This is a genomic window from uncultured Schumannella sp. (genome assembly GCF_905479755.1).
GTDB lineage: Bacteria > Actinomycetota > Actinomycetes > Actinomycetales > Microbacteriaceae > DCRR01.
In genome coordinates this window covers 17,211-30,070 of the sequence record NZ_CAJQNT010000029.1, presented here as the reverse complement: position 1 = coordinate 30,070, position 12,860 = coordinate 17,211, and the positions used below count along the sequence as shown (strand labels likewise).

Sequence of the window (12,860 nt, the reverse complement as noted above, 5' to 3'; positions counted from 1 at the left end):
GGCGCGAGCACGACTGTGCCATGCGCGATGCACGAGGGCACTGCGTAGTTTTTACTCGGGCCTCACGGGCGCGCGGCGTGGGGGCGTCGCTCCGCCGCGCGCTACCATCGACTCCGACCGGGCTCTTAGCTCAGCTGGTAGAGCGCCTCGTTTACACCGAGGATGTCGGGGGTTCGAGTCCCTCAGGGCCCACCGTGTGACGCCGGGGGCGTGCGTCGTCGAACCGAGAGGAGCCGTGGGTGAATCCGGGCGCCGTGCTTGCTCTCGTGCTGGCGTCCGCGCTGTGGGGAACGACCGGCACCGCGGCGAGCTTCTTCCCTGACGACGTCAGCCCCATCGCGGTCGGATCGGCCACGATGGGCATCGGCGGGATCGTTCTCTTCGCCCTCGCCGGGCGCCGGGCTGTTTCCGTGTTGCGGAGCCGAGTGCCGCGTCGATGGGTGGCGCTCGGGGCCCTCGGCGTCGTCGTGTACCCGCTCGCGTTCTACAGCGGGATGGACCTGGCGGGGGTTGCGGTCGGGAACGTGGTCGCGCTGGGCTCCGGGCCTGTCTTCTCCGCGCTCCTCGAGTGGCTCCTGGAGCGGCGGCCGCTGTCGCGGCGCTGGCTGATCGCGACCGCGCTCGCGGTCGTTGGCATCGCCGCGCTTGCGACCAGCCGGGCCCTCTTCGGCGACACGGAGTCGGGCGAGGGGCGCGCCGGAGATGCCCCCTTCGCGGGGATCGCGGTGGCGCTGGTCGCTGGCCTCGCGTACGCGCTGTACACCTACGCATCCGGTCGGGCGATCGCCGCGGGCGGAACCAGTCGCGGGGTGATGGCCGCGATGTTCGGGCTCGGCGGCGTTGCGCTCGTGCCTGTTCTCGCCGCGACCGGAGCTCCGTTGCTGCAGTCGCCCGACACCGTGGGCATCGCGGGCTACCTCGTGCTCGGCCCCATGGTGCTGGCCTACCTGCTGTTCGGGATCGGGGTGCGGGAGCTCCGCAGTTCACACGTTACGACGATCACGCTCCTGGAACCGGTGGTGGCGACACTGCTCGCGGTGGTTGTCGTCGGGGAGAGGCTCGCCCCTCTGGGGTGGGGCGGAGTCGCGCTGATCCTGCTCGGACTATCTGTTCTCGTGTCGGCTCGTCGTACCCCATTCGTGAGTGAGCGCATCTAGGCTTTCAGGCATGACCGACGCTCCATTCGGCACAGGTGACGCGGAGCCCGACTCCGTGGACGACGCCGAGCCGACAGGCAAGCGCCGTTCGACGTTCACTCCGTTGCCCCGGGAGACGTCGGGTGTCGCCTCGGCTTCCGACGTCGAGAACGAGCAACCGGAGCTCACCGACGACGATGCCATCGCGGATGCGCTCGCGGCGCAGTTCTCGACCTACACCGCTCCGATTCCTGTTGTGCCGTCGGCCGAGGTCGCTCCGGTTCTGCCGGACGACGATGACAACGACAACGACAACGACGACAACGACGACAACGACGAGTTCTTGCCGCTCCCGGACTTCGAGCCGGAATCCGATCAGCCCGAGCCCGAGCCCGAGCCCGCGCCGGAACCCGAGCCCGAGTATGTGGCGCCCGAGCCTGTGCCCGGGTCCTTGATCGAGGAGCCGGACTCGTTCTCGTCGGAGCCCGATTCGTTCGAGCCCGATTCGTTCGCGCCCGATTCGTTCGAGCCGGACGCGCAGGACGTCGACCCCGACCCGAACTCGTTTCACGACCTCCCGATTCCCCGGGAGCCGGTCGCGCTCGTCGAACCGGAGCCGAGTCCCGCTTCTGCGATCACCGGGGACGAGACCGACCTCGATTCGGTGATGGGCACGAGCTCGACTCTCGCGGCGATCGAGATCCTCGAACAGCAGCTGCGTCTCCGCGAGGAGGACCCGGAGGCTTTCCGCGCCTGGCAAGAGGCGCTCGCCACCGGAGCGGTCACGCTTCCGGGTGGTCCCAGGCTTCGCGCCGACGAAGCGCTCGAACCGGACGATCAGGCGAGCCCGCCCGATGCATCCGCACCTGTCGTGTCGCGTTTCGCCCCGGTCGACGACGGGCCACCGCTGCTCGTGGAGCCGCCGGCCTTCCCCGCCTCGGGGGAGGTGCCCACCGCGCGCCCGCCGATGCCACCGCCGGACCCGGAGGCAATCGTGCTCGACCCCGAGCTCGTCGAGCCGCCGCTGACGCCGCCGTCGGCTCCGATTGAGCCACCGATGCCGGCCCCGATGCCGACGGAACCCGCGGAGGACGTCGACGCCGACGATCTCGATGAGCTTCCGCCCGTGCTCGACTTCAGCTCGATGCCGCCACCGATCGGGATCGAGCCTGCCGACATTCCGCCCTATGTCCCGTCGAGCGAGGAGGTCGCCCCCGCCCCGGAGGCGACACCGAGCGAACCGCTCCCGGGGACGGTCGCACCGCTCCCGCAGGAGTTCGACGACCGCACGGTGCCCCGGGCCTTCGTGCCCCCGCCGTCTCCGATCGCGCAGGACGTCGATCTCGACGCCGAGAACGACGACGTCGTCGACGATGTCGACCGGTTGACGGGATCCGTTCCGATCGCGGTCGGCACGGCGGGCATCGCCGATGTGCTTGCGCCCCCGTCGGAGCCGATCGCCGTGCAGCGGGTCGCAGACGATGACCCCCTTCTCGCGGCGCAGGCGCGTCGCGTTCCGCGCGCCGGCGAGATCGAGGCGACCGGCATCGAGCCGACCCCCTTGGATCGCCGCGCCGGCCGCTCGGTGCGCCTGTTCTGGCTGTGGTTCGCGCCGAACGCGTCGGTCATCTCGATCGCCGTGGGAGCGATCCTCGCCGCCTCGGGAATGAGCCTGCGTCAGGCGATCGTGGCCGCGCTCACCGGCGTGGCGGTCTCCTGGATTCCGCTCGGATTCGGCACGCTCGCCGGCAAGTGGACGGGGCAGCCGGTCATGGTGGTCTCGCGTGCGGTCTTCGGGCACCTCGGCAACCTGGGCCCGGCCGTGCTCGCTCTGGCCACCCGCATCTTCTGGGGCGGGGCGCTGCTGTGGTTGTTTGCCGCCAGCGCCGCGCACATCGTCGAGCTCGCGGGAGTCGACCCCGGTCTCGGCGTCGAGTTGTGGACCTTCCTCGGCATCATCGTCGGCGTCATCGTGATCGCCACGGTGTCGGTCGTCGGCTACGGGCTGCTCGCGCTCGTCCACCTCGTGTCGACGATCGCCTCCGTCATCCTGATCGTCGGCGTGATCGCGCTCACCGCGCCGCGCCTGGACTTCGGCACCGCTCTGACGCTGGGGGACGGCTCCTGGTTGCTCGTGGTGCCCGGCGCCGCGCTCGTCTTCAGCGTGGTGGGCCTCGCCTGGGCGCAGTCGACCGGTGATCTCGCGCGCTATCAGCGTCCCGATGGCTGGGGTGGGGCGGCGATGCTCTCGAGTTCCTTCGGAGCGACGCTGCCCGCCTTCGCCCTGATCGCCTGGGGCGCGCTGCTCGCCGCCTCCGATCCGGCGCTCGGGGCGGCGCTGATCCTGGATCCGATCGGCGCCCTCGCGTCGCTCCTGCCGCTGTGGTACCCGATTCCTCTGGTGCTCGCCGTCGGCATCGGGTTGATCTCGGCGGCGACACTCGCCAGCTACTCGGGCGGCTTCGCGATCCAATCGCTCGGGATCCGCGCATCCCGCACCTCGACGACGGTGCTCGCGGTGGTGCTGGTCGCGCTCGTCGCGGCGGCGCTCGCGTTCCTGGCGGTGGAGCCGGGGGAGATCCTGTTCGATTTGATCATCACGATCGCCGTGCCCGTCTCGGCGTGGGTCGGGATTCTTGCGGCCGAGATGATGTTCCGCAGCACGCGCCTGGACGCCTCGTCGTTGCTGGAGCGCGGGCGGCACTACCCCGACGTGCGGTGGGGCAACCTCGCCATTCTTGTCTTGGCGACGGCTCTCGGCTGGGGGCTCACCTCGGCGGAGGTGTCGTGGCTGTCGTGGCAGGGCTTCCTGTTCGCTCCGCTCGGCATCGGGGCGGGCGAGCTCTGGGCAACGAGCAATGTCGGCGTCTTCGTGGCGCTTGCCCTCGGGCTGGTTGCCACCCTCGCGACGGCGCTGCCGTCCGTGCGTCGGCAAGAGCGCAGTGTCTCCGCGGACTCGGTGATCCACACGGGCGCGATCAGCACGCCGCGCGGCGGCGCCCCGGCCTGATCCTCCCTCGTAGACTGGGAGGATGCCTCCCACGCTCGCCGATGTCACGGATGCGGTCGAGTCGCTCTGGCCGATCGGCTCCGCCGAAGGCTGGGATGCTCCCGGACTCCTGGCCGGCGATCCGGCGACCGAGGTCACCCGGATCCTCCTCGCCGTCGATGCCGTCATCGAGACCGCCGACGAGGCCGTCGCGGGTGGGGCTCAGGTGCTGCTCGCACATCACCCGCTGTTCTTGCGCGGCGTCACCTCCGTCGCCGAAGACACGTACAAGGGTGCCGTCGTCTCCCGTCTGATTCGCGGCGGGTGCGCGCTGATCGCGGCCCACACGAACGCCGACATCGTGGCGAGCGGCACCTCGGCCGTTCTTGCCGAGCGTCTGGGTCTCGTCGAGGTGCGCCCGATCGTGCCTTCGGATGCCGACGCGGAGCTGGGGCTCGGACGTGTCGGGCGCCTGGCCGAGCCGACGACGCTCGGCGCTCTCGCGCGAGCTCTCGCCGACGTGCTGCCGGCGACGGCGCAGGGCGTTCGCGCCTCAGGGGAGTTCGATCAACCGGTTGCCACGGTCGCGCTGTGTGCGGGCTCGGGCGACTCGTTCCTGGCTCATCCGAGTGTCCGCTCGGCGGACGTCTACATCACGAGTGACTTGCGCCACCACCCTGCCTCCGAGGCGCGCGAAGCTGCGCGGCTTCGCGGCGGGCCTGCTTTGTTGGATGTCTCGCACTGGGCGAGCGAGTGGTTGTGGCTGGATACGGCGGCGGCGCAACTGCGCGCCGCGCTCCCGACGGTGGAGGTGCTCGTCAGCGACGTGCGCACCGACCCGTGGGACTTTGCGATCGTGTAATGAAGGAGAAATCATGGCGTTGACGGCAGCCCCCGAGGATCAGGCCCTGCTGCTTGATCTACAGGCGCTCGACACGAAGCTTCAGCAGCTGGCGCATCGCGCCTCGACCCTGCCGGAGGCGAGCGTCGTCACCGAACTCACCGCGGCACGTGAGGCGATCCAGCGGCGCGCCATCGAGCAGACCGGAGCGGCCGAGGACGCCAAGCTCGAGCTGCGACGAACCGAGTCCGATGTCGAGGTGGTCGATGCTCGGATCGCGCGCGACCGGGAACGTTTGCAGTCCAGCAGCTCGGTCAAAGACATTCAGGCCTTCGAGCAGGAGCTCGCGGCGCTCGCGAATCGCAAGTCCGACCTCGAGGACATCGAGCTCGCCGTGATGGAGGCAGCGGAGGCGCGCGACGCCGAACTGGCGGCCACCCGCGCCGAACTGGCCGAGCTCGACGAGCGCATCGCGACCGCGGTTGCCGCGAGGGATGCGGCTCTCGACGCCCTCGCCGCGGACCGGCGGCATGCGGAAGCCAACCGCGCGACCGTCGCGGGCAAGGTTCCGGCAGATCTGCTCGCCCTCTACGAGAAGCAGCGCGAACGCTACGGCGTCGGAGCGTCGCTGCTGCGCGGCGGCGTCTCGAGCGCGAGCGGGGTGGCGCTGAACTCCACCGATCTCGGCGCGGTTCGTGCGGCGGCCCCCGACGCGGTGCTGTTGTGCCCCGATTCGAACGCCGTGCTGATCCGCACGGCGGAGTCCGGGCTGTGACAACGAGCGGCGGCGTCCGTGAATTGATCGTCGAAGCGGATGGCGGATCGCGCGGCAACCCCGGGCAGGCCGGGAGCGGCGCGCTCGTCATCGATGCCGCAACGGGGGAGGTGCTCGCCGAGCTGGGACTCTACGTCGGCATCGCGAGCAACAACGTGGCCGAGTACAAGGGCATGATCGCGGGGGTGCGCGCCGCGATCGAGCTGGACCCGGAGGCGGTGCTGCGCGTTCGCATGGATTCGAAGCTCGTGGTGGAACAGATGTCCGGTCGGTGGAAGATCAAGCATCCCGACATGGCGGCGCTGGCGGCCGAAGCCCGCCAGGTGCTCACCGGCACACCGGTGGCGTTCGAGTGGATTCCGCGAGCCGAGAATTCGCGCGCCGACAAGCTCGCGAATGAGGTCATGGACTCGCGTCGCGACTTCCGTCGCTAGCGGTACCCTTGTCGAAGTGAACGGGCCGACCAGACGGTCGCGTCAGGCGTCTTTCGGGGCGACTGCCGAGGAACGTCCGGGCTCCACAGAGCAGGGCGGTGGGTAACACCCACCCGGAGCAATCCGCGAGAAAGTGCAACAGAAAGCAGACCGCCTCGGCTTCGGCCGCGGTAAGGGTGAAACGGTGGTGTAAGAGACCACCAGGAGCCCGAGTGATCGGGCTCGCTGGGTAAACCTCGCCTGGAGCAAGGTCAGACAGGGAACGTTGAGGCGGCTCGCCGAGTTCCCGGGTAGACCGCTAGAGATGTGCGGCAACGCACGTCCGAGATAGATGGCCGTCCGGAGCCCTTCGGGGCGACGACAGAACCCGGCGTATCGGTCGACCCGTTCACCTCAGGCGCCCGCTGTGGGCAAGCGAAAAGCGCCGCCCGGCGAACCGGGCGACGCTTTTCAGAGTGAGTGCGAGACTCAGGCCAGCTTGATGGCCGAGGCCTGGGGCCCCTTCGGGCCCTGAGCGACGTCGAATTCGACGCGCTGGCCCTCTTCGAGGCTGCGGTATCCCTTGGCCTCGATCGCGGAGTAGTGGGCGAACAGGTCCTGGCTGCCGTCATCGGGGGTAATGAACCCGAATCCCTTTTCGGCGTTGAACCACTTCACGGTGCCGGTGGGCATAGTGACTTCCTTCATGAACTGCCGGTCGCGTACTTCGCGTCCGTCCGTCGCGGTGTTCTTCTTCCGCGTTCATGAAGGCGGCACGGCACCGACGGCGCCTCACTGCCTGCACATCCTGCGCAACACAACAACTTCGTGAGCCACGCTAGTGCACGAACGTGCAGAGGGACAGTCACATTTCATGTCGGATTTATCACGGTGTCGTAAACGATTGGGGTTGCTCGCGCGATTCTCGGGGGATCGGCAGGTGGTCGCGATAGCATCAAGCATCTGAGAGCACACGCTCACCCCGGCGGCTGAGAAGTCGAAATTGACTTGCGAAGGCCAGCCATGACGGAAACCTCTACCCTCGGACCGGTGCGCTCAACGTCGCGTCGCGACCCGAACCGAGCTCACCCGACGAGCACCTACACCTCGCTTCTGGCGTCGATCCGTGAGGAGGGTCTGCTTCAGCGCAGTCGGGTGTTCTATATGAGCCTGCTCGCGACGCTCGTGCTCGCGCTCGGCGGCTGCATCGCGGGATTCATCCTCCTCGGCGACAGCTGGTTCCAGCTGTTGATCGCGGCGGCCCTCGGGATCGTGTTCACCCAGTTCGCCTTCCTCGGTCACGAGGCGTCGCACCGCCAGGTCTTCGAGTCGGGCAAGGCCAATGACCGCCTCGGTCGCATCCTCGCGAGCGGCGTCGCCGGCCTCAGCTACTCGTGGTGGATGACGAAGCACACCCGTCACCACGGCAACCCGAACCAGATCGGTCGCGACCCCGACATCGATCCCGACACCGTGTCGTTCTACGACGCGGATGCGGCCGCGACGCGCGGGTGGCGCGCCGCGATCGTGCGCCGCCAGGGCTACCTGTTCTTCCCGCTCCTCACGTTTGAGGGCGTCAACTTGCACGTGCACTCGATCGGCCACATCTTCGGCCGCGGCAAGGTCGACCGCCGCTGGCTCGAGATCACCCTCGTCGTCGCGCGCCTGGCCGTCGTCGTCGCCGCGGTGTTCCTGGTGTTGCCGCTCGGGATGGCGTTCGCGTTCCTCGGCGTTCAGCTCGCCGTCTTCGGCTTCTACATGGGTGCGGCGTTCGCCCCGAACCACATCGGCATGCCCGTGATTCCCGCCGGCACGAAGCTCGACTTCCTGCGCAAGCAGGTACTCACCTCGCGCAATATCATCGGCGGCACCTGGGCGACGGTCGTCTTCGGTGGGCTCAACCACCAGGTCGAGCACCACCTGTTCCCGAGCATGGCCCGCCCGCACCTGGCGCGCGCACGGGCGATGGTGCGCGAGCACTGCCGAATCGAGGGAATCGACTACACCGAGCAGACGGTCGGGCGTTCCTACATCAACGTCATCCAGTACATGAACCGGGTGGGTCTGCACGCGCGTGACCCGTTCAACTGCCCCGCGTTGGGCAACCTGCGCCGCGTCTAACCCAGGCGGTCGGAGTGCGACGAACCCCGGGCGCTACGCGCTCCGGGGTTTTGCCGCGAGCGCGGCGGCGCCGAGGATGCCGGCGTTATTGCGCAGCGTCGCCGGCACCAACGGTGTCGTGACCTTGATCAGCGGCAGGAACTCGGCGTGCTGCTTGCTCACGCCGCCCCCGACGATGAACAGGTCGGGGGAGAACAGTGACTCGACGTGTCCGTAGAAGCGTGTCAGGCGTTTCGACCAGGTCTTCCAGCTGAGCCGACGCTTCTCGCGCACCGCATTCGAGGCGCGCTTCTCGGCGACGCGTCCATCGATCTCGAGGTGCCCGAGTTCGGTGTTTGGAATGAGCTCGCCGTTGTACAGGAACGCGCTTCCGATGCCGGTTCCGAGGGTCGTGAGGATCACGAGTCCGGGGATGCCCCGGGCCGCCCCGTAGCGGGCCTCCGCGTAGCCGGCGGCGTCGGCGTCGTTGACGAAGTGGATGTCGCGCCCGAGAGCCTTTTCGAACAGCGCCTCGGCCTTCAGCCCCACCCACTCCTTCGACACGTTGGCCGCCGTCATCGTGCGGCCATCGCGGACGACCGCGGGGAACGTGACGCCGATCGGCACGCCGTCGGCGGAGGCGTCGAAGCGCGAGACTAGCTCGACGGTCGCGGCGAGAATGTCGTCGGGGCGGCCGCCCTGCGGCGTGGCGATCTTCTCGCGCGCACTCACCAGCTCGCCGGTCTCGACGTCGACGAGCGCGCCCTTGATGCCGGTACCGCCGATGTCGACGCCGATCGCGAGAGTGCTCATGAGGTCATCGCCTTTCTAGGGCAAGGTCAAGATGTCGGCACCGCGCTCGGTGACGACGAGGGTGTGTTCGAACTGCGCCGTCAGGGCGCGATCGCGAGTGACGACGGTCCAGCCGTCGTCCCATTCGTCCCACGCGATGCGGCCGGGCTGCTCCACGGTGCCGAGCGTGAGCATCGGCTCGATCGTGAAGACCATGCCCACCTCGATCTGCTGGTCGTGCGCGGGCGCGGCGTCATAGTGCGGGATCACGAGGCCGGAGTGGAACGCCGCGCCGACGCCGTGCCCCGTGAAGTCGCGGACCACGCCGTAGCCGAAACGCTTGGCGTAGCTCTCGATCGCGCGCCCAATCACGTTGACCGGGCGGCCGGGAGCGACCGCCTTGATGCCCCGGGCGAGTGCCTCGCGGGTCCGCTCGACGAGGTCGACGACGTCCGCAGCGGCGTTCCCGACAAGAAAAGTCTTGTTGAGGTCGCCGTGCATGCCGTCGTGGAACGCCGTGATATCGATGTTGATGAGGTCACCGTCGACGAGCACGGTGTCATCCGGAATCCCATGGCAGATCACCTCATTGAGGGAGGTGCAACAGGATTTCGGGAAGCCGCGGTAGCCGAGCGTCGAGGGGTAGGCGTCGTGCGCGATCAGGAACTCGTGCGCGACGACATCGAGTTCTTCGGTCGTGACGCCCGGCCGGATCGCCGCGCCGACGGCCTCGACCGCCTGGGCCGCGATGCGCCCGCTGGTGCGGATGCGTTCGACCTCGGCCGCGCTGTACACGTCCGAACCGGTGAAGGGGGCGGGGCCGGACTTGCCGACGTACTCCGGGCGCGAAATGTGGCGCGGCACGCGACGTTCGGGGGAGACCACCCCGGGAACGAGGTGTCCGGCGTTGTCCCGAGGCATGCCGCGAGTCTACCGGGCGCGATCGGCGTGCCCGTCGGCGCCGAAGGTGGCCGAGGCCTTCGCCGCGGCTCGAGCCGGGCGTAGGGTCGGGACATGACGGAGCACACGACGCAATGGTGGTACAACCACAAGACCGGCGAAGTCGAGGAGGGGCCGCAGTCGCTCGGATCCGATCGAGACGGGCCGTTCGGGAGCCGCGACGAGGCGGCGCGCGCGCCCGAAATCGCGCGGGAGCGCGCGCGGGCCTGGGCGGCCGAGGAGCGCGGCGAGGACGCCTAGTTACTCCTCGTACTCGTGCTCGGGGGCCGGGTAGGCGCCCGCCGTGACGTCCGCGACGAATGCGGTGGCGGCATCCGTCAGCACCTGGGCCACATTGGCGTACTGCTTGACGAACTTGGGGATGCGGCCGGTCGTGAGCCCCGCCCAATCGGTCCAGACCAGGAGCTGGCCGTCGGTGTGCGGACCGGCGCCGACGCTGATCGTCGGGATCGAGAGCTCCTTCGTGACGCGCGCGGCGACGGACGACGGCACCATCTCCAGCACTACGGCGAAGGCGCCCGCGGCCTCGACCGCGTGCGCGTCGGCGAGCAGCTGATCGGCGCGGTCGCCGCGCCCCTGGATCACGTGGCCGCCGAGTTGGTGCTCGCTCTGCGGGGTGAAGCCGATGTGCGCCATCACGGGGATGCCGGCCGAGACGATGCGGCGGATCTGCTCGGCACTGCGCTCACCGCCTTCGAGCTTGACGGCGTGGGCGCCGGTCTCCTTCATGAAGCGGAATGCCGTGTGCAGTGCTTCGTCGGGCCCAGTCTCGTAGGAGCCGAACGGCATGTCGGCGACGACGAAGGCGCGCTTGACGGCGCTCACCACACCGCGCGTCAACGGGATCAGCTCGTCGATCGTCACCGGAATGGTGGTGTCGTAGCCGAGCACCGTGTTGCCGGCGGAGTCGCCGACCAAGAGGAAGTCGATCCCGGCGCGGTCGAAGATCCCCGCCGTGAGCACGTCGTAGCTGGTGAGCCCGGTGATCTTGATTCCCTGTTCCTTGGCATTCTGGAAATGCCGAGTACGGACCTTCTTGACCACTGCGTCTGCCATGCCGTCAGTCTAGGGCGGGCGTTCCCCCGTTCGCCGGGGCGCCGCGTCGCTACCCGGCAGGCCGGGAGGTGATGGGCAGCCGGCGATCCCGGCCGAACGCCATGCCGGAGATCTTCGGACCGATCGCGCCCTGGCGCCGCTTCCACTCCGAACGGTCGACCAGGTTCGCGACGAAGTTCACCGTTTCGGCATCGAATCCGCGCGCGACGACGTCGCGCCGTCCCAGCCGTTCGCTCACGTACAGCTCGAGGATCGCGTCGAGCACCTCGTAGGGCGGCAGCGTGTCCTGGTCGGTCTGATCGGGGCGCAGCTCGGCGCTCGGCGGTTTTTCGATCGAGTTATTCGGAATCGGCTCGACCTCACCGATCGCGCGCGCGTGCTCGTTGCGCCAGCGCGCCAACTCCCAGACGAGGAGCTTCGGAACGTCTTTGATCGGGGCGAAGCCACCCGCGGAGTCGCCGTAGATCGTCGAATAGCCGACCGCGAGTTCCGTCTTGTTGCCGGTGGTCAACACGAGATGGCCGTGCATGTTCGACTCGGCCATCAAGATGATGCCCCGGATGCGCGCCTGCACGTTCTCGGCCGCCGTGCCGGTGAGTCCCAACTGCGTCTCAATCGGCTGGACGAGCTCCCCGATCGCTTCGACCGAGTAATGCAGCCCGATCCGCTCCGCGAGATCTTCGGCGTCGTCTTTCGAATGCTCCGAGCTGTAGCGACTGGGCATGCTGACGCCGAAGACGCGTTCGGCGCCGATCGCATCGGCGGCCAGCGCAGCGCACACACTCGAGTCGATGCCGCCCGACAGTCCCAGCACGACGGTGCGGAAGCCGTTCTTCTCGACGTAGTCCCGCAGGCCGAGCACGAGCGCGTTCCAGAGCTGCTCGTGGGCGTCGGGCAATTCGGCCACATCCGGGTCCAAGGGCGCGGGTGTGGTGTCCCGGGCCGTGAGTGCGATCCGTGCCACGTGATCCAGCTCGACGGGGTCGGTCGCGGCGTTCGGCTCGACATCGACGACGAGAAGATGCTCGCGGAACTGCGGAGCGCGCCCCAGAATCTCGCCGCGCTCGTCGACGATCACACTGTCGCCGTCGAAGACAAGGTCATCCTGACCGCCGACGATGTTGGCGTAGGCGACGATCGTTTCGGTCTCCACGGCCCGGCGCGTGACGAGGGGGAGTCGCACCTCGTTCTTGTCGCGCTCGAAAGGGCTCGCGTTGATCACCAGCAGCAGGCCGGCGTCGGCATCCAGGACGCGGCTGACCGGGCCGCCCTCACGCCACAGGTCTTCGCAGATGACGAGCGCCACATCGACGCCGCGGATGCGCATCACGAGCAGTTCGTCGCCGGGGATGAAGATCCGGTACTCGTCGAAAACCGAGTAGTTCGGCAGATGGTGCTTGACGTAGCGCGCCTGCGCCACGCCGTGCTGCAGCACGCTCGCGCAGTTCTGCGCGATCGCGGTGGGGGCGTTGGAGGTGCCGAGGCTCCGCGGCGCGTGCGGGCCGTCGGGATGACCGACGACGACGATCAGCTCGCCGAGGCCCTCCTCGACCAGCCGGCTCGCCAGCGTCTGCACGGCGGTGCTCGCCTCGCGCAGAAAACTCGGCTCCTGAGCCAGATCCTCGATCGGGTAGCCGCTGAGCGCCATCTCCCCGGTCACCAGGATGTCGGCGCCAGCGTCCCAGGCGCGTCGTGCGGCGTCGAGGATGTGCACGATGTTGCCGGAAAAGTCTCCGACAATCGGGTTGGTCTGGGCCAAGGCCAGTCGGAGGCGGGGCATACCGATAGCCTAGTGACG

12 protein-coding genes, 1 tRNA gene and 1 other RNA gene are annotated in these 12,860 nt (G+C 68.7%); 9 read left to right on the top strand and 5 right to left on the bottom strand.

Annotation, left to right across the window (positions count from 1 at the left end):
* Positions 1-119 precede the first annotated feature (119 nt).
* From QZ258_RS08505 to rnpB, 7 genes are all read left to right on the top strand, one after another.
* Positions 120-192 (top strand) — tRNA-Val (locus QZ258_RS08505).
* A 47-nt stretch (positions 193-239) separates the two neighbouring features.
* The gene (locus QZ258_RS08500; RefSeq protein ID WP_294180563.1) at positions 240-1,157 is read left to right on the top strand and encodes a DMT family transporter; all 918 of its coding nucleotides are present in this window, start codon (positions 240-242) and stop codon (positions 1,155-1,157) included.
* A gap of 10 nt (positions 1,158-1,167) precedes the next feature.
* A complete protein-coding gene (locus QZ258_RS08495) occupies positions 1,168-4,146 on the top strand; it encodes a cytosine permease (protein WP_294180561.1) in 2,979 nt (992 codons plus the stop codon).
* A gap of 22 nt (positions 4,147-4,168) precedes the next feature.
* A complete protein-coding gene (locus QZ258_RS08490) occupies positions 4,169-4,987 on the top strand; it encodes a Nif3-like dinuclear metal center hexameric protein (protein ID WP_294180559.1) in 819 nt (272 codons plus the stop codon).
* Between the two features lie 13 nt (positions 4,988-5,000).
* The gene (locus QZ258_RS08485) at positions 5,001-5,741 is read left to right on the top strand and encodes a zinc ribbon domain-containing protein (RefSeq protein ID WP_294180557.1); all 741 of its coding nucleotides are present in this window, start codon (positions 5,001-5,003) and stop codon (positions 5,739-5,741) included.
* Positions 5,738-6,175: a reverse transcriptase-like protein gene (locus QZ258_RS08480; protein ID WP_363182236.1), complete on the top strand. Its 438-nt coding sequence runs from the start codon at positions 5,738-5,740 to the stop codon at positions 6,173-6,175. Before QZ258_RS08485 ends, QZ258_RS08480 begins: the two co-directional genes overlap by 4 nt.
* A 21-nt stretch (positions 6,176-6,196) precedes the next feature.
* Positions 6,197-6,566, top strand: an RNA gene (gene rnpB / locus QZ258_RS08475) — RNase P RNA component class A.
* 77 nt (positions 6,567-6,643) lie between these two features.
* On the opposite strand, the gene QZ258_RS08470 is transcribed toward rnpB, so the two are convergent.
* Positions 6,644-6,847: a cold-shock protein gene (locus tag QZ258_RS08470; RefSeq protein ID WP_294180555.1), complete on the bottom strand. Its 204-nt coding sequence runs from the start codon at positions 6,845-6,847 to the stop codon at positions 6,644-6,646.
* A gap of 330 nt (positions 6,848-7,177) precedes the next feature.
* Between QZ258_RS08470 and QZ258_RS08465 the strand changes: the two genes are divergently transcribed.
* Entirely contained in the window at positions 7,178-8,275 is a 1,098-nt protein-coding gene (locus tag QZ258_RS08465; RefSeq protein ID WP_294180553.1) for an acyl-CoA desaturase, read from the top strand.
* A 33-nt stretch (positions 8,276-8,308) separates the two neighbouring features.
* Here QZ258_RS08465 and ppgK read toward each other — a convergent pair whose 3' ends face one another.
* Both ppgK and map read right to left on the bottom strand, forming a co-directional pair.
* The gene (gene ppgK / locus QZ258_RS08460; protein ID WP_294180550.1) at positions 8,309-9,067 is read right to left on the bottom strand and encodes a polyphosphate--glucose phosphotransferase; all 759 of its coding nucleotides are present in this window, start codon (positions 9,065-9,067) and stop codon (positions 8,309-8,311) included.
* Between the two features lie 15 nt (positions 9,068-9,082).
* Entirely contained in the window at positions 9,083-9,967 is an 885-nt protein-coding gene (map, locus tag QZ258_RS08455) for a type I methionyl aminopeptidase (protein ID WP_294180548.1), read from the bottom strand.
* Positions 9,968-10,060: 93 nt separating this feature from the next.
* Between map and QZ258_RS08450 the strand changes: the two genes are divergently transcribed.
* Entirely contained in the window at positions 10,061-10,246 is a 186-nt protein-coding gene (locus QZ258_RS08450) for a methionine aminopeptidase (protein WP_294180545.1), read from the top strand.
* Here the strand turns inward: QZ258_RS08450 and panB are convergent, their stop codons facing one another.
* Positions 10,247-11,062, bottom strand: coding sequence for a 3-methyl-2-oxobutanoate hydroxymethyltransferase (gene panB / locus QZ258_RS08445; RefSeq protein ID WP_294180542.1), 816 nt, complete (start codon positions 11,060-11,062; stop codon positions 10,247-10,249).
* A 49-nt stretch (positions 11,063-11,111) separates the two neighbouring features.
* Positions 11,112-12,842, bottom strand: a complete 1,731-nt coding sequence (locus QZ258_RS08440; RefSeq protein WP_294180540.1) for an NAD+ synthase — start codon at positions 12,840-12,842, stop codon at positions 11,112-11,114.
* Positions 12,843-12,860: the final 18 nt, after the last annotated feature.

What these genes read in the sequence shown, in the direction of transcription:
- QZ258_RS08440 (WP_294180540.1), bottom strand. Translation starts at nt 12,842, where the DNA reads ATGCCCCGCCTCCGACTGGCCTTGGCCCAGACCAACCCGATTGTCGGA.
- ppgK (WP_294180550.1), bottom strand. Translation starts at nt 9,067, where the DNA reads ATGAGCACTCTCGCGATCGGCGTCGACATCGGCGGTACCGGCATCAAG.
- QZ258_RS08465 (WP_294180553.1), top strand. Translation starts at nt 7,178, where the DNA reads ATGACGGAAACCTCTACCCTCGGACCGGTGCGCTCAACGTCGCGTCGC.
- QZ258_RS08470 (WP_294180555.1), bottom strand. Translation starts at nt 6,847, where the DNA reads ATGCCCACCGGCACCGTGAAGTGGTTCAACGCCGAAAAGGGATTCGGG.
- QZ258_RS08485 (WP_294180557.1), top strand. Translation starts at nt 5,001, where the DNA reads ATGGCGTTGACGGCAGCCCCCGAGGATCAGGCCCTGCTGCTTGATCTA.
- map (WP_294180548.1), bottom strand. Translation starts at nt 9,967, where the DNA reads ATGCCTCGGGACAACGCCGGACACCTCGTTCCCGGGGTGGTCTCCCCC.
- QZ258_RS08450 (WP_294180545.1), top strand. Translation starts at nt 10,061, where the DNA reads ATGACGGAGCACACGACGCAATGGTGGTACAACCACAAGACCGGCGAA.
- panB (WP_294180542.1), bottom strand. Translation starts at nt 11,062, where the DNA reads ATGGCAGACGCAGTGGTCAAGAAGGTCCGTACTCGGCATTTCCAGAAT.
- QZ258_RS08490 (WP_294180559.1), top strand. Translation starts at nt 4,169, where the DNA reads ATGCCTCCCACGCTCGCCGATGTCACGGATGCGGTCGAGTCGCTCTGG.
- QZ258_RS08495 (WP_294180561.1), top strand. Translation starts at nt 1,168, where the DNA reads ATGACCGACGCTCCATTCGGCACAGGTGACGCGGAGCCCGACTCCGTG.